26 protein-coding genes and 4 tRNA genes are annotated in these 24574 nt (G+C 60.3%); all 30 read left to right on the top strand.

Translation table 11 applies throughout. From position 1 onward, the window contains the following. Positions 1-266: 266 nt before the first annotated feature. The 30 genes from DOM41_RS14915 to rplX all read left to right on the top strand — a co-directional run bounded on the left by DOM41_RS14915 (position 267) and on the right by rplX (position 24565). The gene (locus tag DOM41_RS14915) at positions 267-1259 is read left to right on the top strand and encodes a biotin--[acetyl-CoA-carboxylase] ligase (RefSeq protein ID WP_110687676.1); all 993 of its coding nucleotides are present in this window, start codon (positions 267-269) and stop codon (positions 1257-1259) included. A gap of 157 nt (positions 1260-1416) precedes the next feature. After that, a tRNA-Tyr gene (locus DOM41_RS14920) sits at positions 1417-1500 on the top strand. A 55-nt stretch (positions 1501-1555) separates the two neighbouring features. Next, positions 1556-1629: transfer RNA gene (locus DOM41_RS14925), tRNA-Gly, on the top strand. A gap of 24 nt (positions 1630-1653) precedes the next feature. Further along, positions 1654-1728: transfer RNA gene (locus tag DOM41_RS14930), tRNA-Thr, on the top strand. Positions 1729-1869: 141 nt separating this feature from the next. Then, positions 1870-1945 (top strand) — tRNA-Trp (locus tag DOM41_RS14935). Between the two features lie 72 nt (positions 1946-2017). Further along, a complete protein-coding gene (secE, locus tag DOM41_RS14940; protein ID WP_110687677.1) occupies positions 2018-2386 on the top strand; it encodes a preprotein translocase subunit SecE in 369 nt (122 codons plus the stop codon). An 8-nt stretch (positions 2387-2394) separates the two neighbouring features. Further along, positions 2395-2928, top strand: coding sequence for a transcription termination/antitermination protein NusG (gene nusG / locus DOM41_RS14945; protein ID WP_110687678.1), 534 nt, complete (start codon positions 2395-2397; stop codon positions 2926-2928). A 113-nt stretch (positions 2929-3041) separates the two neighbouring features. Beyond that, positions 3042-3473: a 50S ribosomal protein L11 gene (gene rplK, locus DOM41_RS14950; RefSeq protein ID WP_110669249.1), complete on the top strand. Its 432-nt coding sequence runs from the start codon at positions 3042-3044 to the stop codon at positions 3471-3473. Between the two features lie 2 nt (positions 3474-3475). Then, the gene (rplA, locus tag DOM41_RS14955; protein WP_110687679.1) at positions 3476-4168 is read left to right on the top strand and encodes a 50S ribosomal protein L1; all 693 of its coding nucleotides are present in this window, start codon (positions 3476-3478) and stop codon (positions 4166-4168) included. A 271-nt stretch (positions 4169-4439) separates the two neighbouring features. Continuing rightward, positions 4440-4943 carry a 50S ribosomal protein L10 gene (gene rplJ / locus DOM41_RS14960; RefSeq protein WP_110687680.1) on the top strand — a complete coding sequence of 168 codons (504 nt, stop codon included), beginning with the start codon at positions 4440-4442 and terminating at the stop codon, positions 4941-4943. A gap of 94 nt (positions 4944-5037) precedes the next feature. Then, positions 5038-5409 (top strand): 50S ribosomal protein L7/L12, encoded by a 372-nt coding sequence (rplL, locus tag DOM41_RS14965; RefSeq protein WP_110687681.1) that lies wholly within the window; start codon positions 5038-5040, stop codon positions 5407-5409. Between the two features lie 260 nt (positions 5410-5669). Beyond that, positions 5670-9746 carry a DNA-directed RNA polymerase subunit beta gene (gene rpoB / locus DOM41_RS14970; RefSeq protein WP_110687682.1) on the top strand — a complete coding sequence of 1359 codons (4077 nt, stop codon included), beginning with the start codon at positions 5670-5672 and terminating at the stop codon, positions 9744-9746. 90 nt (positions 9747-9836) lie between these two features. Continuing rightward, on the top strand, positions 9837-14063 hold the full coding sequence (gene rpoC, locus DOM41_RS14975; protein ID WP_110687683.1) for a DNA-directed RNA polymerase subunit beta': 4227 nt from the start codon (positions 9837-9839) through the stop codon (positions 14061-14063). Between the two features lie 161 nt (positions 14064-14224). Further along, positions 14225-14599 (top strand): 30S ribosomal protein S12, encoded by a 375-nt coding sequence (gene rpsL / locus DOM41_RS14980; protein ID WP_110687684.1) that lies wholly within the window; start codon positions 14225-14227, stop codon positions 14597-14599. 122 nt (positions 14600-14721) lie between these two features. Beyond that, complete coding sequence (gene rpsG / locus DOM41_RS14985; protein ID WP_110687685.1) at positions 14722-15192, top strand: 30S ribosomal protein S7; 471 nt, start codon at positions 14722-14724, stop codon at positions 15190-15192. Between the two features lie 18 nt (positions 15193-15210). After that, positions 15211-17334, top strand: a complete 2124-nt coding sequence (fusA, locus tag DOM41_RS14990) for an elongation factor G (RefSeq protein ID WP_110687686.1) — start codon at positions 15211-15213, stop codon at positions 17332-17334. Between the two features lie 29 nt (positions 17335-17363). Then, the gene (tuf, locus tag DOM41_RS14995) at positions 17364-18557 is read left to right on the top strand and encodes an elongation factor Tu (RefSeq protein ID WP_110687687.1); all 1194 of its coding nucleotides are present in this window, start codon (positions 17364-17366) and stop codon (positions 18555-18557) included. A 164-nt stretch (positions 18558-18721) separates the two neighbouring features. Next, positions 18722-19033, top strand: coding sequence for a 30S ribosomal protein S10 (rpsJ, locus tag DOM41_RS15000; RefSeq protein ID WP_035470365.1), 312 nt, complete (start codon positions 18722-18724; stop codon positions 19031-19033). A 137-nt stretch (positions 19034-19170) separates the two neighbouring features. Then, positions 19171-19809 carry a 50S ribosomal protein L3 gene (gene rplC, locus DOM41_RS15005; RefSeq protein WP_110687688.1) on the top strand — a complete coding sequence of 213 codons (639 nt, stop codon included), beginning with the start codon at positions 19171-19173 and terminating at the stop codon, positions 19807-19809. 14 nt (positions 19810-19823) lie between these two features. After that, positions 19824-20429 carry a 50S ribosomal protein L4 gene (gene rplD, locus DOM41_RS15010; protein ID WP_110687689.1) on the top strand — a complete coding sequence of 202 codons (606 nt, stop codon included), beginning with the start codon at positions 19824-19826 and terminating at the stop codon, positions 20427-20429. Further along, positions 20426-20722, top strand: a complete 297-nt coding sequence (gene rplW / locus DOM41_RS15015) for a 50S ribosomal protein L23 (protein WP_110687690.1) — start codon at positions 20426-20428, stop codon at positions 20720-20722. The genes rplD and rplW overlap by 4 nt, the downstream gene beginning before the upstream one ends. A gap of 16 nt (positions 20723-20738) precedes the next feature. After that, the gene (gene rplB, locus DOM41_RS15020; RefSeq protein ID WP_110687691.1) at positions 20739-21566 is read left to right on the top strand and encodes a 50S ribosomal protein L2; all 828 of its coding nucleotides are present in this window, start codon (positions 20739-20741) and stop codon (positions 21564-21566) included. Between the two features lie 22 nt (positions 21567-21588). Next, positions 21589-21864, top strand: coding sequence for a 30S ribosomal protein S19 (gene rpsS / locus DOM41_RS15025; protein ID WP_035470375.1), 276 nt, complete (start codon positions 21589-21591; stop codon positions 21862-21864). Positions 21865-21881: 17 nt separating this feature from the next. Beyond that, positions 21882-22214, top strand: a complete 333-nt coding sequence (gene rplV, locus DOM41_RS15030) for a 50S ribosomal protein L22 (protein ID WP_035470378.1) — start codon at positions 21882-21884, stop codon at positions 22212-22214. A gap of 11 nt (positions 22215-22225) precedes the next feature. After that, complete coding sequence (gene rpsC, locus DOM41_RS15035) at positions 22226-22927, top strand: 30S ribosomal protein S3 (protein WP_110669225.1); 702 nt, start codon at positions 22226-22228, stop codon at positions 22925-22927. A gap of 14 nt (positions 22928-22941) precedes the next feature. After that, positions 22942-23355, top strand: a complete 414-nt coding sequence (rplP, locus tag DOM41_RS15040) for a 50S ribosomal protein L16 (protein ID WP_110669223.1) — start codon at positions 22942-22944, stop codon at positions 23353-23355. Further along, entirely contained in the window at positions 23355-23549 is a 195-nt protein-coding gene (rpmC, locus tag DOM41_RS15045) for a 50S ribosomal protein L29 (protein WP_110669221.1), read from the top strand. The genes rplP and rpmC overlap by 1 nt, the downstream gene beginning before the upstream one ends. Continuing rightward, complete coding sequence (gene rpsQ / locus DOM41_RS15050) at positions 23549-23809, top strand: 30S ribosomal protein S17 (protein ID WP_110687692.1); 261 nt, start codon at positions 23549-23551, stop codon at positions 23807-23809. Before rpmC ends, rpsQ begins: the two co-directional genes overlap by 1 nt. A 52-nt stretch (positions 23810-23861) precedes the next feature. Continuing rightward, a complete protein-coding gene (rplN, locus tag DOM41_RS15055) occupies positions 23862-24233 on the top strand; it encodes a 50S ribosomal protein L14 (protein ID WP_035470387.1) in 372 nt (123 codons plus the stop codon). Positions 24234-24247: 14 nt separating this feature from the next. Then, entirely contained in the window at positions 24248-24565 is a 318-nt protein-coding gene (gene rplX / locus DOM41_RS15060) for a 50S ribosomal protein L24 (protein ID WP_110669218.1), read from the top strand. The last annotated feature ends 9 nt before the right edge of the window (positions 24566-24574 follow it).

Raw genomic sequence — 24574 nt, forward strand, 5'->3', positions numbered from 1 at the left:
GCCCCTGGCGTTGAGATTTTTCCCGTCATACCCCCCCCGAAATGCCCGCCAGGAGGCGCGCCCTGTGTCTCTCGGGCGGCCTTCGCCGTTGTCGATTAACGACGCGCGGGAGGCATCGTTACCGTCACGGCATCCGACAGGCGCTGAGGCGGCGGGCATCGCGGATATGACGACGTTGCTGCAATACGCGAAGGCATCCCTCTTCACCGTTATCGACAACCCGCGAACTTCGCTAGAATGCGCTTTTGACCATTGGATGACGCTGCATGGGTATTGGAGATCTCATTCGCTTACTCGGCGACGGCCACTACCATTCGGGGCAGCAGCTGGGCGATTACTTCGGTGTGTCGCGAACGGCTATCTGGAAGCAGTTGCAGAAACTAGAGGCAATGGATCTACCGCTCGAGGCGGTGAAGGGGAGGGGGTATCGCCTGGTCGATCGTGTCGACTCGCTGAACGGGGCAACTATCGTCTCGCACCTGGCAGCGGAGCCTCGCCAGCACTTGAAGCGCTTATTCATCGAAGACGTGGTGGATTCGACCAATACCTTTCTCCGTGAGCGTTTCCAGCAGGGGGCAGGGCACGCGGAAGTCTGCCTGGCCGAGAGCCAGACGGCGGGTCGGGGGCGTCGTGGAAAGGCCTGGAGTGCCTCCTGGGGCCGAGGTCTTATCCTTTCCATGGGGTGGCGATTCGACGGTGGCGTCGCTGCCCTTGAAGGGTTGAGTCTTGCGGTCGGCGTCAAGCTTGCCGAGGTCATGGAAAACATCGGCGTGAAGGCCGGGCTGAAATGGCCCAACGATCTGCTGATCGACGTGAAGGGGGAGTGGCGCAAATTAGCCGGGATCCTGCTTGAGGTGACAGGGGACGTCGAAGGGCCATGTGAGGTAGTGATCGGTATCGGCCTCAATGTCGGGTTGAGCGAGGCGGGGAGACGAGCTGCCGGGCAGCCCGCAGGGGCATTGACCGACGTGCTGGAGGCGCAGCCCTCGCGCAATCAACTGGCGGCTGTGCTGATCGAAGCCTTGATCGAGCTGCTCCCGGGCTTTGCGCACGATGGCTTTGCGGCCTGGCAGTCGGCCTGGAACCGAAGGCATGCCTACGCGAATCGCGAGGTGCATATTCATCAAGGCGGTGAGGGGTACGACGCGAGGGCACTGGAGGTCGATGCCAAAGGCAACCTGATCGTCCTGGTCGATGACCAGCGCCATGCCTTGACCGGGGGCGAGGTCAGTATCCGCCCCAGCCGCGACGCAAGATAAGCATCGAGAAGATCGACGTGATCGTTGCATCGGCATCTCTCCTTTGGCATAATGCGCCCCGCCTTGAATGCAAGGCGGTCTGTTGGGTCCATTGTTAAAGTAGTAAAAACAATGGCTTGACATGACGAAGCAGCAAGGTAGAATTTGCTGCCGGTACGGAGGGGTTCCCGAGTGGCCAAAGGGAGCAGACTGTAAATCTGCCGCGAAAGCTTCGAAGGTTCGAATCCTTCCCCCTCCACCAGATTTATGATTGACGTTGCCGCGCTGTTTCGGCAAGCCGAAATCAGAGCGGGTAGGCGGGTATAGTTCAATGGTAGAACCTCAGCCTTCCAAGCTGATGGTGTGGGTTCGATTCCCACTACCCGCTCCAGTTGATGCGGTCGGTGAAAGATAAGCTCATGTAGCTCAGGGGTAGAGCACACCCTTGGTAAGGGTGAGGTCGACGGTTCAATTCCGTCCATGAGCTCCACTGTTTCGGATCTTGGAAACGAGAAAGCGAGCAATGGCTCGCTTTTTTAGTGGAAAAAGTGTTTCTGAGTTTGCGTTGCATGTCAGAAACCCGCTATTATAGCGCCCTCCAAATTTCCGGGTGCTTCCCGGTCAAAGTTGCAGGCCAGTAGCTCAATTGGCAGAGCAGCGGTCTCCAAAACCGCAGGTTGGGGGTTCGATTCCCTCCTGGCCTGCCAGTCTTCCCCAGACTGGCTAGTGTTTGATAGCTTGTCATGTTTGCTTGCCGCGCCTTGAGTTGAGGAGTTTTCATGAAGCACAACGCCGAGGTGCAAGAGTCTCGTCACGATATTCCCAAGTGGGTCGTCGTGGTGGCGATGCTTGCGGTCGCGGTTGCCGGCAATGCGTGGTTTGCCGATCAGCCCCTGTTGTATCGCGTGCTGGGTGTCGTAATCATCTGTGTGGCGGCTGCCGCCATCGCGCTGACGACAACCAAAGGGCAGGCTCTGATGGAGCTTGCGAGAGGGTCGAAACGCGAGATTCAGCGTGTGGTCTGGCCGACGCGCCAGGAAACCATTCAAACGACTCTGATCGTTCTTGCAGCCGTGCTGGTCGTGGGCTTGCTGCTGTGGCTCATTGATACCGTCCTCGGTTGGGCGATGTCCGGAATTATTGGCTAGGAGTTTTCATGTCCAAGCGTTGGTACGTTGTTCACGCCTATTCCGGGTTCGAAAAACAGGTCATGCGCTCACTGAATGAGCGCGTCAAGCTCTATGAGCTGCAGGATCAGTTTGGTGAGATCCTGGTTCCGACCGAAGAAGTCGTCGAGATGCGCGACGGCAAGAAGCGCAAGAGCGAGCGTAAGTTCTACCCGGGTTACGTGCTCGTCGAGATGGAGATGAGCGAGCGCACGTGGCACATGGTGAATGAAACGCCACGCGTCATGGGGTTCATCGGTGGCACGCCGGAGAAGCCGGCACCGATCACAGAAAAGGAAGCGGACGCCATCCTGCGTCGTGTGCAGGACGGTACCGACAAGCCGCGGCCGAAGACACTGTTCGAGCCGGGCGAGACGGTGCGTGTGGTGGACGGTCCCTTCGCCGACTTCAATGGGGTCGTCGAAGAAGTGAACTACGAAAAGAGCCGGCTGCAGGTCAGCGTGTTGATCTTCGGTCGATCCACGCCGGTCGAGCTCGAGTTTGCTCAAGTCGTCAAGGACTGAGCATTATCTGAATATCACGAGAGCGCAGCGCCTATGGCGTTGCGCTGTTGTCGTCGGCAGGTGCCGACTGAACCGGGGAGCCGCAAGGCGCTACTACCCAACTGGAGTCCTCAATGGCTAAGAAAGTTCAAGCCTACATCAAGCTGCAGGTCGCAGCCGGTAAGGCAAATCCGAGTCCCCCCGTCGGCCCCGCGCTGGGTCAGCACGGTGTGAACATCATGGAATTCTGTAAGGCGTTCAATGCCGCCACGCAGGAAATGGAAGTGGGTCTGCCGACCCCGGTCGTGATCACTGTCTACAGCGACCGTAGCTTCACGTTCGTGACTAAGACGCCGCCGGCGGCCGTTCTGCTCAAGAAAGCAGCCGGCATCAAATCCGGTTCTGGCGTGCCGAACAAGACCAAGGTCGGCACCGTGACCCGCGACCAGCTCGAAGAGATCGCCAAGACCAAGGAGCCGGATCTGACGGCTGCCGATCTCGACGCCGCCGTTCGCACCATCGCAGGCAGCGCCCGTAGTATGGGCCTCAACGTGGAGGGCCTCTGATCATGGCAAAGCTCTCGAAGCGCACTCAGATGATCCGCGAGAAGGTCGAGCTGGGTAAGGTCTACTCTCTCGAAGACGCGGTCTCCGTGCTGTCCGACGTTTCCACGGTCAAGTTCAAGGAGTCCGTCGAGGTCGCCATCAACTTGGGTGTCGATCCGCGCAAATCCGACCAGGTCGTCCGTGGCGCTACCGTGCTGCCGAACGGCACCGGTCGTGACGTTCGCGTTGCCGTGTTTGCACAGGGCGCCGCAGCCGACGCCGCCAAGGAAGCCGGTGCCGATATCGTCGGCATGGACGACCTGGCCGAAGAAGTCAAGAAGGGCAATCTGGACTTCGACGTCGTCGTCGCCGCGCCGGATGCTATGCGTGTCGTCGGCCAGCTGGGTCAGATCCTGGGCCCGCGCGGCCTGATGCCGAACCCGAAGGTCGGCACCGTGACGCCCGACGTTGCCACCGCGGTCAAGAACGCCAAGGCAGGTCAGGTGCGTTTCCGTACGGACAAGAACGGCATCATCCATGCCTCGATCGGCCAAGTCGACTTCTCCGCGGATGCCATCAAAGGCAACCTGGAAGCGCTGGTCAACGATCTCAAGCGCCTCAAGCCCAGCACCTCGAAAGGCATCTATCTCAAGAAGATGACCCTCTCGAGCACCATGGGTCCTGGCCTGACCGTCGATCACAGCAGCTACGTGTGATCGACCAACGAGCAGTAACTTTGCGGTCCCCGTGCGCCGCCTCGAAAGGGGCGTTGTGGGGCGGGGCACCGTCAAAGACCGCAGGTGATGCGCCCGACGGCCAAGTGGCCGGGCAGGGCGCCTCTTAATCGCCGTAAGGTGCCTGCGCAGATGGTGTGGCTCGCCGTTCACGGTGTGCAGCCATCATCCAAGACTTTCACCGCTGTAGGGTGAAAGAGATGGTAACCACCGGGTCGCGATTTTTCGCCCCCGGCACGAAGGAGTAACCACTGTGCCACTAGCACTCGAAGGCAAGAAAGCAATCGTTGCCGAGGTCAGTGAAGCCGCTAAGGACGCTCTTTCCGTCGTAGTTGCCGATTCTCGTGGTGTGACTGTTAGCGCAATGACCGATCTGCGCAAACAGGCACGCGAGAATGGCGTCCAGATTCGTGTTGTTCGCAACACGCTGGCACGCCGCGCGCTGTCGGGCACTTCTTGGGAGTGCCTGAACGATAGCTTCGCAGGTCCGACGCTTCTGGCCTTTTCCTACGATCACCCGGGCGCTGCCGCGCGGCTGTTCAAGGAATTCGGCAAGACGCAGAAGGAATTCGAAGTCAAAGCGCTGGCCTACGAAGGTGAGATGATCCCGGCCGCTGAGCTCGATCGTCTGGCAACGCTGCCGACTTACGATGAAGCGATCGCCAAGCTGATGTCCGTCATGAAGGAAGCTTCTGCCGGCAAGCTGGTTCGTACGATTGCCGCCGTTCGTGATCAGAAGCAGGAAGAAGCTGCCTGATCGACGGTCTGTCGATACGAATCGAGTCGATGTTTGAATCAATGAGCGCGTGACCGAAACCGGTCAGGGCGCCGCAAAGTTTAGGAAATTGAAAATGGCACTTTCTCAAGAAGACATCATCAACGCCGTTGCTGAAATGACCGTGATGGAAGTTGCGGAACTGGTTTCTGCAATGGAAGAGAAGTTCGGCGTGTCTGCAGCCGCAGCGGTTGTCGCTGGCCCGGGTGGCGGTGACGCCGCTGCTGAAGAAGAGCAGACCGAGTTCTCTCTCGTGCTGACCGCTGCCGGTGACAAGAAAGTCAACGTCATCAAGGTCGTCCGCGAAATCACCGGTCTCGGCCTGAAAGAAGCCAAGGGTGCCGTCGACGGCGCGCCGGCGACGCTGAAGGAAGGTCTGTCCAAGGACGACGCCGAAGAAGCTAAGAAGAAACTGGAAGAAGCTGGCGCAAGCGTGGAGCTCAAGTAACTCCGTGCCAACGGTTCCACGCGCTGCGTAAGCGCCACGGCTGGTGGCGGGCCTCCCCGCTGCCGGCCTTTTTCTGTTTTTGCTAGCCTGGCGTCAGACCACCTGGATTGGGTTCCCCCAATACGGGGTTGCAGCCACTAGACGAATTCCGACGGCGAGCTCTCTTTGGGAGCTTGCCGTCAGCGCCTAACGGGGTCACTCCCGTTGGGGAGCGCCGACCACGCACCGGTCACCCATGGTGAACAAGCTGGGGAATACAGATGGCTTACTCATACACTGAGAAAAAACGCATCCGCAAGGATTTCGGCAAACTGCCTCAAGTAATGGATGTGCCCTACCTGCTGGCCATCCAGCTTGATTCCTATTACGACTTCCTCCAGCAGGACCGGGCGCCGGAAGAGCGTCTCGACACCGGCCTTAACGCGGCGTTCAAATCCGTGTTCCCGATCGAGAGCTTTTCGGGTAATGCGGCGCTCGAGTACGTGAGCTATCGCTTTGGCACGCCGTCGTTCGACGTCAAGGAGTGCCAGCTGCGCGGCGTGACCTACTCGGCACCGCTGCGCGTCAAAGTCCGCCTGATCATCTACGACAAAGAGTCGTCGAACAAGGCCATCAAGGACATCAAGGAGCAGGAAGTCTACATGGGGGAAATCCCCCTGATGACTGAGAATGGTACGTTCGTGGTCAACGGCACCGAGCGCGTCATCGTCTCCCAGCTCCACCGTTCGCCGGGCGTGTTCTTTGATCACGACAAGGGTAAGAGCCACTCCTCCGGGAAGCTGCTTTATTCCGCGCGCATCATTCCTTACCGCGGCTCCTGGCTGGATTTCGAGTTCGACCCGAAAGACAACGTCTACGTGCGTATCGACCGCCGCCGCAAGCTCCCGGCAACGGTGCTGATGCGCGCGCTCGGCATGAGCTCCGAAGAGATTCTCGATACCTTCTTCGAGAGCAGCACCTTCCACATCGAGCCCCAGGGCGTCTATGTGGAGCTGGTGCCTTCGCGTCTTCGTGGCGAGACTGCCACCTTCGACATTCAGGACAATGACGGCAACGTCATCGTCGAAGAGGGCCGTCGCGTCACGCAGAAGCACATCCGTCAGATGGAGAGCGCCGGTCTCGAGCGCCTGCAAGTGCCGCTCGACTACCTCTTCGGCAAGACGCTGGCGAAGGATCAGGTCGATGCCAACACGGGCGAGCTGATCTGCGAGTGCAACACCGAAATCACTGCCGAGCTGATCGAGAAGCTGGGCCAGGGCGGTGTCACCAAGCTCGAAACGCTCTACACCAACGATCTGGACGCCGGTTCGTTCATCTCCGACACGCTGAAGGTGGATACCACGCGTTCGGCGCTGGAAGCGCTGGTCGAGATCTATCGCATGATGCGTCCCGGCGAGCCGCCCACCAAGGAAGCGGCCGAGACGCTGTTCCACAACCTGTTCTTCACCGAAGACCGCTACGACCTGTCGGGCGTCGGCCGGATGAAGTTCAACCGCCGTCTGCGTCGCGAAGGCGACACGGGCTCCGGCGTGCTCGATAACCAGGACATCCTCGACGTCCTCAAAGAGCTGATCAACATCCGTAACGGCTTTGGCGAAGTCGACGACATCGACCACCTGGGCAACCGTCGTATCCGCTGTGTCGGTGAGATGGCAGAGAACCAGTTCCGTGTCGGTCTCGTGCGCGTCGAGCGTGCGGTCAAGGAGCGTCTCTCCATGGCGGAGAGCGAAGGCCTGATGCCGCAGGACCTGATCAACGCCAAGCCCGTCGCGGCGGCGGTGAAAGAGTTCTTCGGTTCCAGCCAGCTCTCGCAGTTCATGGACCAGAACAACCCGCTCTCCGAGGTCACGCACAAGCGTCGCGTATCCGCTCTCGGGCCGGGTGGTCTGACCCGTGAGCGTGCCGGTTTCGAGGTGCGTGACGTTCACGCCACGCACTATGGCCGTCTCTGCCCGATCGAGACGCCGGAAGGCCCGAACATCGGCCTTATCAACTCGCTGGCGACCTACTCCAAGACCAACAGCTACGGCTTCCTCGAGACGCCCTACCGCAAGGTCGTGGACAGCCAGCTCACTGACGACGTCGTTCACCTCTCGGCGATCGAGGAGGGCGACTTCATCATCGCTCAGGCCTCGGCCACGGTGGACGAGGCGGGCAAGCTCGCTGATGACCTGGTCCAGGTTCGTCACAAGGGCGAGACCACCTTCATGGCACCGGACAAGGTGACCCTGATGGACGTCTCCCCGCGTCAGGTGGTCTCGGTGGCCGCAGCCCTGATCCCGTTCCTCGAGCACGATGACGCCAACCGCGCCCTGATGGGGGCGAACATGCAGCGTCAGGCTGTGCCGACACTGCGCGCCGACAAGCCGCTCGTCGGTACCGGCATGGAGCGCTTCGTCGCCCGTGATTCCGGTGTCTGTGCCGTGGCCCGCCGCGGTGGCGTGATCGACTCCGTCGATGCCAAGCGCATTGTGGTCCGGATCAGTGAAGATGAGATCATCGGCGGTGAAGCCGGTGTCGACATCTACAATCTGACCAAGTACGTGCGTTCGAACCAGAACACCTGCCAGAACCAGCGTCCGATCGTCCGCCCGGGCGACCGCGTCGCCCGTGGTGACATCCTCGCCGACGGTCCGTCCGTCGACATGGGTGATCTGGCACTCGGTCAGAACATGCGTCTCGCGTTCATGCCGTGGAACGGCTACAACTTCGAGGATTCCATCCTCGTCTCCGAGCGCGTGGTTGAGGACGACCGTTTCACCACGATCCACATCCAGGAACTGACCTGCGTCTCCCGCGACACCAAGCTGGGTGCTGAAGAGATCACGTCGGATATTCCCAACGTTGGCGAGTCCGCGCTCTCCAAGCTGGATGAAGCGGGCGTGGTCTACATCGGGGCGGAAGTCGGCGCCGGTGACATTCTGGTCGGCAAGGTGACGCCGAAGGGCGAAACCCAGCTCACGCCGGAAGAGAAGCTCCTGAGAGCGATCTTTGGCGAGAAAGCCAGCGATGTGAAAGACACGTCGCTGCGCGCGCCGACCGGCATGCGCGGGACTGTCATCGACGTGCAGGTCTTTACCCGCGATGGCGTCGAGAAGGACTCCCGTGCGCTCTCCATCGAAGAGCAGCAGCTCGACGAGGTTCGCCGCGATCTGCAGGAGACCTTCCGTATTGCGGAAGAGGCGACCTTCGAGCGTATCAAGCGGATGCTCGACGGCCAGCCGGTCAACGGCGGTCCCAAGCTCAAGAAAGGCGACTTGCTGAGCGAGGAATACCTCGACGAACTGCCGCGTCAGCAGTGGTTCAAGCTGCGCATGCAGGACGAGAGCCTCAACGAGCTGCTCGCCCAGGCCGACGAGCAGCTGGAAAATCGCCGCAAGGAGATGGACGAGCGCTTCGAGGACAAAAAGCGCAAGCTCACGCAGGGCGATGACCTTGCGCCGGGCGTGCTCAAGATCGTCAAGGTCTACCTGGCCGTCAAGCGTCGCATCCAGCCGGGCGACAAGATGGCCGGTCGTCACGGTAACAAGGGTGTCATCTCCGCGATCATGCCGATCGAGGACATGCCGTTCGATGAGAAGGGCGAGCCGGTCGACGTGGTTCTCAACCCGCTGGGTGTGCCGTCGCGCATGAACGTGGGGCAGATCCTCGAGACCCACCTGGGCATGGCGGCACGCGGCTTGGGTGTGAAGATCGATGCGATGCTGCGTGACGCTCGTGGCCAGCAGCTCAAGGAGATCCGTGACTTCCTGGGTCAGGTGTACAACACCCCGGGGACTCGCCTTGAGGATATCGACTCGCTGACCGATGACGAAGTCATCGCGCTGGCGAAGAACCTCAAGGGCGGTGTGCCGATGGCGACGCCGGTCTTCGACGGCGCCAAGGAGCACGAGATCAAGCACCTGCTCGAGCTTGCGGACATCCCCGAGTCGGGTCAGATGACGCTGTTCGACGGACGTACAGGCGAGTCGTTCGACCGGCCGGTGACCGTGGGCTACATGTACATGCTCAAGCTCAACCACCTGGTCGACGACAAGATGCACGCACGCTCCACCGGCTCCTACTCGCTGGTCACCCAGCAGCCGCTGGGCGGCAAGGCGCAGTTCGGTGGTCAGCGCTTCGGTGAGATGGAGGTGTGGGCCCTCGAAGCCTACGGTGCCGCCTATACGCTGCAGGAAATGCTGACCGTGAAGTCCGACGACGTTGAAGGACGTACCAAGATGTACAAGAGCATCGTCGACGGCGACCACACTATGCAGGCCGGCATGCCGGAATCCTTCAATGTGCTGGTGAAGGAGGTCCGTTCGCTGGGTATCGACATCGAATTGGAAAGCTAAGACCGGCACAGTCGATAGCAAGCGACGGGTTGCGGGGCCGGCGAGTGAATCGCGGCCCCGCTCATGACAACTCCGCAACGGAGCGATCCCATGAAAGATTTGGTGAAAGTCCTAAAGTCACAGGCGCAATCTGACGAGTTCGACGCGATCAAGATCACTCTCGCGTCGCCGGAAATGATTCGCTCCTGGTCATACGGTGAAGTCAAAAAGCCGGAGACCATCAACTACCGTACGTTCAAGCCTGAGCGTGACGGTCTGTTCTGCGCCAAGATCTTCGGGCCGGTCAAGGATTACGAGTGCCTCTGCGGCAAGTACAAGCGCATGAAGCACCGTGGCATTATCTGTGAAAAGTGCGGCGTCGAAGTCACCAAGGCGGCGGTGCGCCGTGAGCGCATGGGCCACATCGAGCTGGCTTCGCCGGTTGCCCACATCTGGTTTCTGAAATCGTTGCCGTCGCGCATCGGCATGTTCCTCGACATGACCCTGCGTGACATCGAGCGCGTGCTCTACTTTGAATCCTTCGTGGTCGTTGATCCGGGCATGACCACGCTCGAACGCGGTCAGCTGCTCAACGACGAACAGTATTTCGAAGCGCTCGAAGAGTTCGGTGACGACTTCGATGCCCGCATGGGTGCCGAAGCCGTTCAGGCGCTGCTCAAGGACATCGATCTCGAAGAAGAGATCGAGCGGCTGCGCGAAGAGATTCCGCAGACCAACTCCGAGACCAAGATCAAGAAGCTTTCCAAGCGGCTGAAGCTGCTGGAAGCCTTCTACAAGTCCGGCAATGCGCCGGCGTGGATGGTCATGGAAGTGCTGCCGGTGCTGCCGCCTGACCTGCGTCCGCTGGTGCCGCTGGATGGCGGTCGTTTCGCGACGTCGGATCTCAACGATCTGTACCGCCGCGTGATCAACCGCAACAACCGCCTCAAGCGGCTGCTCGACCTCAATGCGCCGGACATCATCGTGCGCAACGAGAAGCGCATGCTGCAGGAATCGGTGGACGCGCTGCTCGACAACGGTCGTCGCGGTCGTGCCATCACCGGCTCCAACAAGCGCCCGCTCAAGTCGCTCGCCGACATGATCAAGGGCAAGCAGGGACGTTTCCGTCAGAACCTGCTGGGTAAGCGCGTCGACTACTCCGGTCGTTCCGTCATTACCGTCGGCCCGACTCTGCGTCTGCATCAGTGTGGTCTGCCGAAGAAGATGGCGCTGGAGCTGTTCAAGCCGTTCATCTATTCCAAGCTGCAAGGCAGCGGGCAGGCGTCCACGATCAAGGCCGCCAAGAAGATGGTCGAGCGCGAGCTGCCGGAAGTGTGGGACATCCTCGCTGACGTCATTCGCGAGCACCCGGTGCTGCTCAACCGCGCGCCGACGCTCCACCGTCTGGGTATCCAGGCGTTCGAGCCGCTGCTGATCGAAGGTAAGGCGATCCAGCTGCACCCGCTGGTCTGCGCCGCGTACAACGCCGACTTCGACGGTGACCAGATGGCCGTCCACGTGCCGCTGACGCTGGAATCCCAGCTCGAAGCGCGCACGCTGATGATGTCCACGAACAACGTGCTGTCACCGGCCAACGGCGAGCCGATCATCGTGCCGTCGCAGGACGTGGTGCTGGGTCTCTACTACATGACCCGCGAACGCATCGGTGCCCAGGGCGAAGGCAAGGCGTTCTCCAACCTGAACGAGCTGGATCGCGCCTTCTCGACCCAGAACGTGTCGCTGCATGCGCGGGTCAAAGTGCGTCTGACCGAGTGGCTCTCCGACGAGAAAGACGGCGAGATCACCGAGCTGACCGAGACGACCTCGATCAAGGAGACGACCGTCGGTCGTGCCCTGCTGTTCCGGATTCTGCCGAAAGGCATGCCGTTCGAGCTGGTCGATCGTCCGATGAAGAAAAAGGCGATCTCCGGGCTGATCAACGAGGTCTACCGGCGTACCGGTCTCAAGGACGCGGTCATCTTTGCCGATCAGCTGATGTACACCGGCTTCCGTCTGGCAACCTGGTCCGGCGCGTCCATCGGCGTCAACGACTTCGTCATCCCGGATGCCAAGGCGGAGATCGTCGACGCCGCCGAGGAAGAGGTCAAAGAGATCGAAGACCAGTTCTCCTCCGGTCTCGTGACCGCGGGCGAGAAGTACAACAAGGTCATCGATATCTGGTCCAAGGCCAACGACAAGGTCGCCAAGGCGATGATGTCGGTGATCTCGAAAGAAGTCGTCACCGATAGCGAAGGCAACCAGGTCGAGCAGGACTCGTTCAACAGCGTCTTCATCATGGCCGACTCCGGTGCCCGTGGTAGCGCGGCCCAGATTCGTCAGCTCGCGGGGATGCGTGGCCTGATGGCCAAGCCGGACGGCTCGATCATCGAGACGCCGATCACCGCGAACTTCCGTGAAGGTCTGAACGTACTCCAGTACTTCATCTCGACCCACGGTGCGCGTAAAGGTCTCGCGGATACGGCACTCAAGACGGCCAACTCCGGTTACCTGACGCGTCGTCTCGTCGACGTGGCGCAGGATCTGGTCATCACCGAGACCGATTGCGGCACCGAACGTGGCCTGACGCTGCACCCGGTGATCGAAGGCGGCGATGTCATCGTCTCGCTGGCACAGCGTGTGCTGGGCCGCGTGGTCGCGCAGGACGTCATCGATCCGCAGACCGAAGAGGTGTTGATCGCCAGGGGCACGCTGCTCGACGAAGCCTGGTGCGAAGAGCTCGACACCATGGGTGTCGACGAGATCATCGTGCGCAGCCCGATTAGCTGCGAGACGTCTCACGGCGTCTGCTCCTCCTGCTACGGTCGCGATCTGGCCCGCGGGCACCAGGTCAACGTCGGTGAAGCGGTCGGTGTCATCGCCGCGCAGTCGATCGGCGAGCCGGGTACCCAGCTGACCATGCGTACGTTCCACATCGGTGGTGCGGCATCGCGTGCCTCGGCCGTGGACAGCGTTCAGGTCAAGCATGGCGGCAGCGTGCGCCTGCACAACATCAAGTCGGTCGAGCGTGCCGATGGCAAGCTCATCGTGGTATCGCGCTCCAGTGCACTGGCCGTCGCTGACGACCATGGCCGCGAGCGTGAGTACTACAAGCTGCCTTACGGCGCCGAACTCTCCGTCAAGGAGGGCGATCTCGTTGAAGGGGGTCAGGTCGTCGCCAAGTGGGATCCGCACACCCACCCGGTCGTGGCCGAGGTGAAGGGTAATGCCCAGTTCACCGACATGACCGACGGCGTCACGATGACCCGCACGGTCGACGAGATGACCGGTCTGTCGAACATCGAAGTGATCGAATCCGCCGCTCGCCCGGCGTCCGGCCGCGACAAGCGTCCGATGATCATGCTGGTCGGCGAGAGCGGCGAGCATGTCACGCTGCCGGGCTCCAACACGCCGGTACAGTACCTGCTGCCGGGTCGCGCCATCGTCTCCGTCGAGAACGGTGCCGAAATCGGTGTGGGTGAGGTGATCGCGCGTATTCCGCTCGAGGCGTCCGGTAACAAGGACATCACCGGTGGTCTGCCGCGTGTCGCCGATCTGTTCGAGGCGCGTAAGCCGAAAGAGCCATCCATCCTCGCCGAGATCAGCGGTACGATCAGCTTCGGCAAGGAGACCAAGGGCAAGCGTCGTCTGACGATCACCCCGGAAGAGGGCGATCCGCTGGAGATGCTGATCCCGAAATGGCGTCAGATCGGCGTGTTCGAAGGCGAGACCGTCGAGAAGGGCGAAGTGATCTCCGACGGCCCGAGCAACCCGCACGACATCCTGCGGCTGCTGGGCGTGGCAGAGCTGGCCAAGTACATCACCGTCGAGATCCAGGACGTCTACCGTCTGCAGGGCGTCAGCATCAACGACAAGCACATCGAAGTGATCGTGCGTCAGATGCTGCGTAAGGTCGAGATCACCGATGCCGGTGACTCCACCTTCATCCCGGGCGACCAGGTCGAACTGGTTCGCGTGCTCGAAGAGAACGTGCGCCTCGAGCAGAACGAGAAGTTCCCGGCCAAGTACGAGCGCCAGCTGCTGGGTATCACCAAGGCCTCGCTCGCCACCGAGTCGTTCATCTCCGCGGCTTCGTTCCAGGAGACGACTCGCGTGCTGACCGAAGCCGCGGTAACCGGCAAGCGCGACTACCTGCGCGGCCTGAAGGAGAACGTCGTGGTTGGGCGTCTGATTCCGGCCGGTACGGGGCTCGCGCACCACGATGAACGTCGCCGCAAGCGTGAAGAGTCCGAGCACACGCTCGCACCCTCCGCGTTCGACGTCGAGCAGGAGCTCGGTGCACAGCTCACCGCGCTGGACGCCGACGACGACGACCTGTAAGCCAAGATCCGAGGCTGTCCGCGCCCCAGGGGGCGGGCAGCCTTGACGGGTCTGGCGACAACTGATTAGAATGCGCAGCCTTTATGTTTGGGGTGCTCCAGCCCGTGTGTATGGGCGGCCCAACATAAGGCAAGGCAACCCATTGGAGTCAGCTAAAGACTATGGCAACGATTAACCAGCTCGTGCGCAAGCCGCGCAAGCGCCCCGTCGAGACTAGCGACGTGCCGGCGCTTCAGGCTTGCCCGCAACGTCGTGGGGTTTGCACCCGCGTCTACACCACTACCCCGAAGAAGCCGAACTCGGCCCTGCGTAAGGTTTGCCGCGTGCGCCTGACCAACGGTTTCGAAGTCGCTTCTTATATCGGCGGTGAAGGCCACAACCTGCAGGAACACTCCGTTGTTCTGATCCGTGGCGGCCGCGTCAAGGATTTGCCGGGTGTGCGCTATCACACCGTTCGCGGCGCGCTCGACACCTCCGGTGTCCAGAACCGTCGTCAGGGCCGTTCCAAGTACGGTACCAAACGTCCGAAGGCGTAATGCCTGGGCGTCGTCCACACCATTCACTATCGGTCCGATAAGAGTAAGGTCGGTCTTCGGCGCGTCTTTTGCGCGCTTGGTGCCGGGTTTACCTGAACGACCCTTATATTCGAGGGCTTATCATGCCAAGAAGAAGAGTTGTCGCTAAGCGCGAGATCCTTCCGGATCCCAAGTTCGGAAGTGAGCGCCTGGCCAAGTTCATGAATCATCTGATGATCAGCGGCAAGAAGTCCGTAGCTGAGCGCATCGTTTACGGTGCGTTGGACAGGGTTGCCGAGCGTAATAGCGAAGCGCCGCTGGACATCTTTGACAAAGCGCTGGAAGCCATCCAGCCGATGGTCGAGGTCAAATCTCGTCGTGTGGGCGGCGCCACCTACCAGGTGCCGGTGGAAGTTCGTCCCTCTCGCCGTCAGGCGCTGGCCATGCGCTGGCTTGCCGACGCGGCTCGTAATCGTGGTGAAAAGACCATGGCGCAACGTCTTGCCGGCGAAATGCTCGATGCTGCCGAAGGCAAGGGTTCTGCCGTGAAGAAGCGTGAAGACGTGCACCGCATGGCAGACGCCAACAAGGCCTTTTCACACTACCGCTTCTAAACAACGGGGACTTCCATCGTGGCACGCAAGACACCACTCAAGCGTTATCGCAATATCGGTATCGTCGCCCACGTCGATGCTGGCAAGACGACGACCACCGAGCGTGTCCTGTTCTATACCGGGCTGTCCCACAAGGTCGGCGAAGTCCATGAAGGCGCAGCCGTCATGGACTGGATGGAGCAGGAGCAGGAGCGTGGCATCACGATCACGTCTGCGGCGACCACCTGCTTCTGGCAGGGTATGAGCAAGCAGTTCGACGAGCACCGTATCAACATCATCGATACGCCGGGACACGTCGACTTCACGATCGAAGTCGAACGTTCCCTGCGTGTTCTCGACGGTGCGGTCGTCGTGCTGTGCGGCTCCTCCGGCGTCCAGCCGCAGACCGAGACCGTTTGGCGTCAGGCCAACAAGTACGAAGTTCCGCGCATGGTGTTCGTCAACAAGATGGACCGTGCCGGCGCCGACTACTTCATGGTTATCGACCAGCTCAAGCAGCGCCTCGGTGCCAACGTCGTTCCTATCCAGATCAACTGGGGTGCGGAAGACGGCTTCAAGGGTGTTATCGACCTGATCCAGATGAAGGCGATTCTCTGGGACGAAGCCAACTTCGGCATGAACTATGATCTCGTCGATATCCCGGAAGATCTGCAGGAAACGGCCCAAAAGTACCGCGAGCAAATGGTCGAGGCAGCCGCCGAAGCCAACGAAGAGCTCATGGACAAGTACCTCGAAGGGGGTGATCTCACCATCGAGGAGATCAAGCAGGGTCTACGTGCCCGCACGCTTGCCAATGAAATCGTGCTCGTGACCTGTGGTTCGGCGTTCAAGAACAAGGGCGTTCAGGCCGTTCTCGACTGCGTCATCGAATACCTGCCGTCGCCGACCGAAGTCAAGGCGATCGAAGGTGAACTCGACGACAAGGACGGAACGATCGCGACCCGTGAGGCCGACGACAGTGCGCCGTTCTCCGCGCTGGCGTTCAAGATTGCCACCGACCCGTTCGTCGGTACGCTGACCTTCATGCGCGTCTACTCCGGCGTCCTGAAGTCCGGCGACAGCATCTTCAACTCCGTGAAGAGCAAGAAGGAGCGCGTCGGACGTATCGTCCAGATGCACTCCAACTCCCGCGAGGAGATCAAAGAGGTCTACGCCGGTGATATCGCCGCCTGTATCGGCCTCAAGGACGTCACCACCGGTGACACGCTCTGCGATCTGAACGACAAGATCGTCCTCGAGCGTATGGAGTTCCCGGAGCCGGTTATCTCGGTTGCCGTCGAGCCCAAGTCCAAGGCCGACCAGGAGAAGATGGGCGTCGCGCTCGGCAAGCTGGCGCAGGAGGATCCGTCCTTCCGCGTGCAGACTGATGAAGAGACCGGCCAGACCATCATCTCCGGGATGGGTGAGCTTCACCTCGATATCCTCGTCGACCGCATGCGTCGCGAGTTCAAGGTCGAGGCGAACATCGGTAAGCCGCAGGTCGCCTACCGCGAGACCATTCGTCAGTCGGTCGAGCAGGAAGGCAAGTTCGTGCGTCAGTCGGGCGGTCGCGGCCAGTACGGTCACGTCTGGCTCCGCATCGAGCCGCTGACCGAAGCGGACAAGGGCGAGGACGAAGAAGACGTTCACTTCAAGTTCGCGTCCGAGATCGTCGGTGGTGTCGTACCGAAAGACTACGTGCCCGCCGTCGAGAAGGGAGCTTTCGAGCAGTTGAAAAACGGTGTCATCGCGGGCTACCCGATGATTGACGTCAAGGTCACGCTGTTCGACGGCTCCTACCACGACGTGGACTCTAACGAGACTGCGTTCAAGGTCGCCTCTTCGATGGCGATCAAAGAGGGTGCTCGCAAAGCCAAGGCCGTGCTGCTCGAGCCGGTGATGAAGGTCGAAGTCGTGACCCCGGAAGACTTCATGGGTGACGTCATGGGCGACCTCAACCGTCGTCGTGGCCTCGTTCAGGGTATGGACGACTCGCCGACCGGTAAGATCATCCGTGCCACGGTGCCGTTGGCTGAGATGTTCGGTTATGCAACCGATCTGCGCTCTCAGACTCAGGGCCGCGCAAGCTACACCATGGAGTTTGCGGACTACGAAGAGGCGCCCAACAGCGTCGTTGATGCCGTCATCAATCAGAACGGTTAACCGTTAGCTAACGTAAAGAGGTTATAGCAGTGGCTAAGGAAAAATTTGAACGCTCCAAAATGCACGTCAACGTCGGCACCATCGGTCACGTCGACCATGGTAAGACGACGCTGACAGCTGCGCTGACTCGCGTCTCCGCCGAAGTTTTCGGCGGTGACTGGCGCGAATTTGCGTCCATCGACAACGCTCCGGAAGAGCGTGAGCGCGGTATCACCATCGCTACCGCTCACGTTGAGTACCAGTCGGACGTGCGTCACTACGCACACGTCGACTGCCCGGGCCACGCTGACTACGTCAAGAACATGATCACCGGTGCTGCGCAGATGGACGGCGCGATCTTGGTCTGTTCCGCCGCTGACGGCCCGATGCCGCAGACTCGCGAGCACATCCTGCTGTCGCGTCAGGTCGGCGTTCCGTACATCGTCGTGTTCCTGAACAAAGCGGACATGGTCGACGACGAAGAGCTCCTCGAGCTGGTCGAAATGGAAGTTCGTGAACTCCTCAACGAGTACGACTTCCCGGGCGACGACACGCCGATCGTCATTGGTTCCGCGCTGATGGCGCTGGAAGGCAAGGACGACAACGGTATGGGTACGACTGCCGTCTCCAGCCTGATCAAGGCGCTTGACGAGTACATCCCGGAGCCGGAGCGCGCGATCGATCAGCCGTTCCTGATGCCGATCGAAGACGTCTTCTCCATCTCCGGTCGCGGTACCGTTGTTACCGGTCGTGTCGAGCGTGGTCTGGTCAAGTCCGGCGAAGAAGTCGAAATCGTCGGTATCCACGACACCACCAAGACAACCGTTACCGGTGTCGAGATGTTCCGCAAGCTGCTCGACGAAGGTCGTGCTGGCGAGAACATCGGTGCACTGCTTCGTGGTACCAAGCGCGATGACGTCGAGCGTGGCCAGGTTCTGGCCAAGCCGGGCTCCATCAAGCCGCACACCAAGTTCGAAGCCGAAGTCTACGTGCTGTCCAAAGAAGAAGGCGGTCGTCACACGCCGTTCTTCAAGGGCTATCGTCCGCAGTTCTACTTCCGTACCACTGACGTAACTGGTACTTGCGAACTGCCGGAAGGCGTCGAGATGGTCATGCCGGGCGACAACGTCCAGATGGTCGTGACGCTGATCGCGCCGATCGCCATGGAAGACGGCCTGCGCTTCGCCATCCGTGAAGGCGGTCGTACCGTCGGCGCCGGCGTCGTCGCCAAGATCGTCGAGTAAGTTACTCGCCGGTCTGCCAAAGAAGGGGCGCTACGGCGCCCCTTTTTCTGTCGGTGTTCTACGGCCCCTATTTGACAGTCAAATAGGGCTACCATATAATGCGCGTCCTTTGAACGCGTGGGTCGACGGCTCGCGCCGTCAGTATCCAGTGGAGCAAAAGGTAAATGCAGAACCAGAAGATTCGCATCCGGCTGAAAGCGTTCGACCACCGCCTGATCGATCAGTCGGCTCAAGAGATCGTGGATACGGCCAAGCGCACTGGCGCTCAGGTGCGTGGACCGATCCCGCTGCCGACGAACCGCGAGCGTTACACCATCCTGATTTCGCCGCACGTCAACAAAGACGCGCGTGATCAGTATGAGATCCGCACGCACAAGCGCGTTCTCGACATCGTCGAGCCGACCGAAAAGACGGTCGACGCATTGATGAAGCTCGACCTCGCCGCTGGCGTCGACGTGCAAATCAAACTCGACTGAAACCAACACTAGACACAAGCGGTCGCTGAGTTCACAGTCACCGCCGCGTCGTGAGACGCCATACAATGTGCTAGTGGAATGCTCTGGAAAGGGCAGCCATAGCGGGTGATAGCCCCGTACACTATAGGAGACTGAACATGACTATCGGTTTAGTCGGTAAAAAAGCGGGCATGACTCGCGTTTTCACCGAAGATGGCGCATCCGTGCCCGTAACCGTAATCGAGGTTGAGCCTAACCGCATTTCTGCCGTCAAGACCGTTGAGTCTGATGGCTATCGCGCGGTTCAGATCACCACCGGTTCCCGCAAGGCCAAACACCTCACCAAGGCGATTGCTGGTCAATACGCCAAGGCAGGTATCGAGGCCGGCCGTTCCCTGATGGAGTTCCGTCTCGCAGACGACGATGAAACTCCGGAAATGGGCGGTTCCTTCACCGTATCCCTCTTTGAAGCCGGTCAGAAAGTTGACGTGACTGGTACCTCCAAGGGCAAGGGCTTCCAGGGCGCAGTCAAGCGCTGGAATTTCCGTACCCAAGACAACAGCCACGGTAACTCGCTGTCGCACCGCGCGCCGGGTTCCATCGGCCAGTGTCAGACCCCGGGTCGCGTTTTCAAAGGCAAGAAAATGGCCGGTCAGCTGGGTAATGAGCGTGTCACCGTCCAGAGCCTGGAAGTGGTGCGTATCGACGCCGAGCGTAATCTGCTGTTGATCAAGGGCGCCGTGCCTGGTGCACCCGGCTGCGATGTCGTTGTGCGCAGTGCCGTGAAAGCTCGCTGAGGGGACTGAGACCGATGAATCTGAATCTCGCAGGTGCCGAAGGCACCGTCGAAGTGTCCGAAGAGACCTTTGGCAAAGATTTCAACGAAGCGCTCGTGCACCAGGTCGTCACTGCCTATCAGGCGGCCGGTCGTCAGGGTACACATGCGCAGAAGAACCGTTCCGACGTTCGCGGCGGTGGCAAGAAGCCGTGGCGCCAGAAGGGCACCGGTCGTGCTCGTGCCGGTACCATCCGTTCTCCGCTGTGGCGTTCCGGTGGTGTGACCTTTGCAGCACGTCCGCAGGACTACTCCCAGAAGGTCAACCGCAAGATGTACCGCGCGGCGATGCGTTCGATCCTGTCGGAGCTCGTGCGCCAGGAGCGCCTGGTTCTGGTCAATGAGTTCGCTGTTGACACGCTCAAGACCAAGCAGCTGGTCGGCAAGCTCAAAGAGCTCGACCTCGAGAAAGCGCTGATCGTGACCGAAGAAGTCGACGAGAAGCTCTTCCTGGCCGCTCGCAACATTCCCAACGTGGATGTCGTCGATGCCGCCGCCGCCGACCCGGTCAGCCTGATCGCCTTCGACAAGGTGCTGATGACCGTCTCCGCTCTGCGCAAATTCGAGGAGAAGCTGGGATGAACCAGGAACGCGTATACAAGGTTCTGCTCGGACCTCACATGACCGAGAAGGCCGCGCGTGCCGCTGAGAACAATCAGTACGTGTTCAAAGTGGCGCAGGACGCGACCAAGCCCGAGATCAAGAAGGCCGTCGAGACGCTGTTTGGCAAGAAAGTTGCCGGCGTTCAGGTCCTCAACGTCAAGGGCAAGACCAAACGCACTCGCTTCGGCACCGGCCTGCGCAAGGGTTACCGCAAGGCGTACGTGACCCTGGCTGCGGGCGAGACGCTCGAAGACTTCTCTGGCGCCGAGTAAGGCAGGAGTACGGATCATGGCAGTAGTCAAGACAAAACCCACTTCCGCCGGTCGTCGTCACGTCGTCAAAGTCGTCAACGATGAGCTGTACAAGGGACGTCCGCACGCCGGGCTGACCGAAAAGCAATCGAAGTCGGGTGGTCGTAACAACTATGGCCGCATCACCACGCGTCACGTGGGCGGTGGCCATCGTCAGCATTATCGTCTGATCGATTTCAAGCGTACCAAGGATGGCGTCAACGCCGCCGTGGAACGTATCGAATACGATCCGAACCGTAGCGCCAACATCGCGCTGCTGAAGTACATGGATGGCGAGCGCCGTTACATCATCGCGCCCAAAGGCCTCAAGGTCGGGGACGTGCTGGAGTCCGGTGTCAACGCCTCCATCAAGCGCGGCAACACGCTGCCGCTGCGCAACATCCCGCTCGGTTCTACGGTGCATTGCATCGAACTGAAGCCGGGTAAAGGTGCGCAGATTGCACGTAGCGCCGGTGCCAGCGCTCAGCTGGTCGCTCGCGAGGGCAACTACGCCACGCTGCGTCTGCGCTCCGGTGAGATGCGTCGCATCCTGGCAGAGTGTCGTGCAACGCTTGGCGAAGTCGGGAACTCTGAGCACAGCCTGCGTCAACTCGGCAAGGCGGGTGCGAAACGTTGGAGAGGGGTGCGCCCGACCGTTCGCGGTGTCGCGATGAACCCGGTGGATCACCCGCACGGTGGCGGTGAAGGCCGTACCAGCGGTGGTCGTCATCCGGTCAGCCCGTGGGGTATCCCCACCAAGGGCCACAAGACCCGCAAGAACAAGCGTACCGACAAGCTCATCGTTCGTCGCCGCAAGTCCAAGTAACAGACATTAAGAGGTAACGGCTGTGCCACGTTCACTGAAGAAAGGTCCCTTTATCGACCTTCATCTGTTGAAGAAGGTCGAAGTCGCCGCGGAAAAGAACGATCGCAAACCGATCAAGACCTGGTCGCGTCGTTCGATGATCCTGCCGAACATGGTCGGGCTCACCATCGCGGTACATAACGGTCGCCAGCATGTCCCGGTGCACGTCTCCGAGGAAATGGTCGGCCATAAGTTGGGCGAGTTCGCTGCTACCCGCACCTATCGCGGCCATGCGGCGGACAAGAAAGCCAAACGCTGAGCCAAGAGGAATAAGAGATGGAAGTCGCTGCTAAGTTGCGTGGCGCGAGCCTATCCGCCCAGAAGGCCCGTTTGGTGGCTGACCAGGTGCGCGGTAAGCCGGTCGCCGAAGCGCTCGACGTGCTGACCTTCTCCCCCAAGAAGGCGGCCAAGCTGGTTAAGAAAGTGCTGCAGTCCGCGATTGCCAATGCGGAAGAAAATAACGGCATGGACATCGACGAACTGCGTGTCTCGACCATCTGTGTCGACGAGGGCATGACGCTCAAACGCATTCAGCCGCGTGCCAAGGGCCGTGCGGATCGCATTCTGAAGCGCACCTGCCACATTACCGTCAAGGTAGCCGAGAAGTAGGAGTCGACCAGATGGGTCAGAAAGTCAATCCAGTCGGGATTCGTCTCGGCATCGTGAAAGATCATTCGTCGGTCTGGTACGCAGAACGCGGTGCCTATGCCGACAAGCTGAATAACGATCTGGCGGTGCGTCGCCATCTCGAGGAGCGTTTGAAGAACGCTTCCGTGAGCCGCATCACCATCGAACGTCCGGCTAACAACGCCCGTATCACCATTCACACCGCTCGTCCGGGCATCGTGATTGGTAAGAAAGGCGAGGACGTCGATCGTTTGCGCCAGGACGTCGCCCGCATGATGGGTGTCCCGGTGCACGTCAACATCGAAGAAGTCCGCAAGCCGGAACTCGATGCCGCACTCGTCGCGCAGAACATCGCCGGCCAGCTCGAGCGTCGTGTGATGTTCCGCCGCGCCATGAAACGCTCCGTTCAGAACGCTATGCGTCTGGGCGCCGGCGGTATCAAGGTGTCGCTTTCCGGTCGTCTGGGTGGTGCCGAGATCGCTCGTACCGAGTGGTATCGCGAAGGTCGCGTTCCGCTTCATACGCTGCGTGCCGATATCGACTACGCCACCTACGAAGCTCACACCACTTACGGCGTCATCGGCGTAAAAGTGTGGGTCTTCAAGGGCGAAATCCTCGGGGGCATCGAAGAGGTGCGTGCCAAGCAAAAGCAGCAAGCTCAGGCGCCCGCTTCTAAGAAGAAAGGTTCCAGGTAAGGGGAGACTGATCGATGTTGCAACCCAAGCGTACAAAGTTCCGCAAGGTGCAGAAAGGCCGTAACCGCGGCCTGGCGCATCGCGGCAGCCAGGTGAGCTTCGGGGACTTCGGTCTCAAGGCCACCGATCGCGGTCGTATCACCGCGCGTCAGATCGAAGCTGGTCGTCGTGCTATCACCCGTCACGTCAAGCGTGGTGGCAAGATCTGGATCCGCGTATTCCCGGACAAGCCGATCACCAACAAACCTCTCGAGGTTCGTATGGGTAAAGGTAAGGGTTCCGTCGAATACTGGGTCGCCCAGATCCAGCCGGGCAAGGTGCTCTACGAAATCGAGGGCGTCTCCGAGGAGCTCGCGCGTGAAGCGTTCTCCCTGGCCGCTCAGAAGATGCCCATCTCCACCACCTTTGTGAAACGGACGGTGATGTGATGCAAGCCAACGAAATGCGTGACAAGTCAGTCGATGCGCTGCAGGAGCAGCTGTTCGAACTGCTCCGTGAGCAGTTCAACCTGCGCATGCAGAAGGCCACCGGCCAGCTGAGCCAGACGCATCTGCTCAAGCAGGTGCGTCGCGACATCGCTCGCGTCAAGACTGTGCTCAACCAGAAGGCAGGTGACCAATAATGGCTGAAGCGAAGACTACTCGTACGCTCACAGGCAGGGTCGTGAGCGACAAGATGGAAAAATCGATTGTCGTATTGATCGAGCGCCGCGAGCGTCATCCGATCTACGGCAAATACATGAAGCGCTCCACCAAGCTGCACGCCCATGACGAGGCGAATCAGGCACGGTCTGGCGATCTGGTCTCCATTCAGGAGTCCCGTCCGCTGTCCAAGAAGAAAGCCTGGACGTTGGTCGAGGTGGTCGAGCAGGCCAAGGGCTGAGCCCGACGTGCCTTCTGAACCAGTGCAGTCAGATTAGGTTTGGAGAAAACCAATGATTCAGACTCAGACAATGCTGGATGTCGCCGACAATAGCGGCGCGCGCCGGGTGCAGTGCATCAAGGTGCTAGGCGGTTCACACCGCCGCTACGCTCGCGTAGGTGACGTCATCAAAGTAACGGTCAAGGAAGCGATTCCGCGGGGCAAGGTCAAAAAAGGCCAGGTCCTCAAGGCCGTTGTCGTGCGTACGCGCAGCGGTGTTCGTCGTAACGACGGTTCGCTGATTCGCTTCGATGGGAATGCGGCGGTTCTGTTGAACAACACCAACGAACAGCCGATCGGTACCCGTATTTTCGGGCCGGTTACTCGTGAGCTTCGCAATGAGAAGTTCATGAAGATCATTTCCTTGGCGCCCGAAGTGCTGTAAGGAGCGAGGCGGATATGCACAAGATCAAACGTGACGACGAAGTCATCGTCATCGCCGGCAAGGACAAGGGCAAGCGTGGCACGATCAAGCGCGTCCTCGAAAACGACCGTTATGTCGTTTCGGGCGTGAACATGATCAAACGCCACACGAAGCCCAATCCCATGGCGGGCAACCCGGGGGGTATCGTCGAGCGTGAGGCTCCGATCCATGCGTCCAACGTGGCCATCTTCAATGCGGAGACCGGCAAAGCGGATCGCGTCGGCTTCCAGCTGAAGGAAGACGGTACCAAGGTACGTATCTACAAGTCGACGCAAAAGCAGATCGACGCCTAACGCGAGTCG

The organism is Salinicola aestuarinus (assembly GCF_003206645.1).
In the GTDB taxonomy this organism is placed as follows: domain Bacteria; phylum Pseudomonadota; class Gammaproteobacteria; order Pseudomonadales; family Halomonadaceae; genus Salinicola; species Salinicola aestuarinus.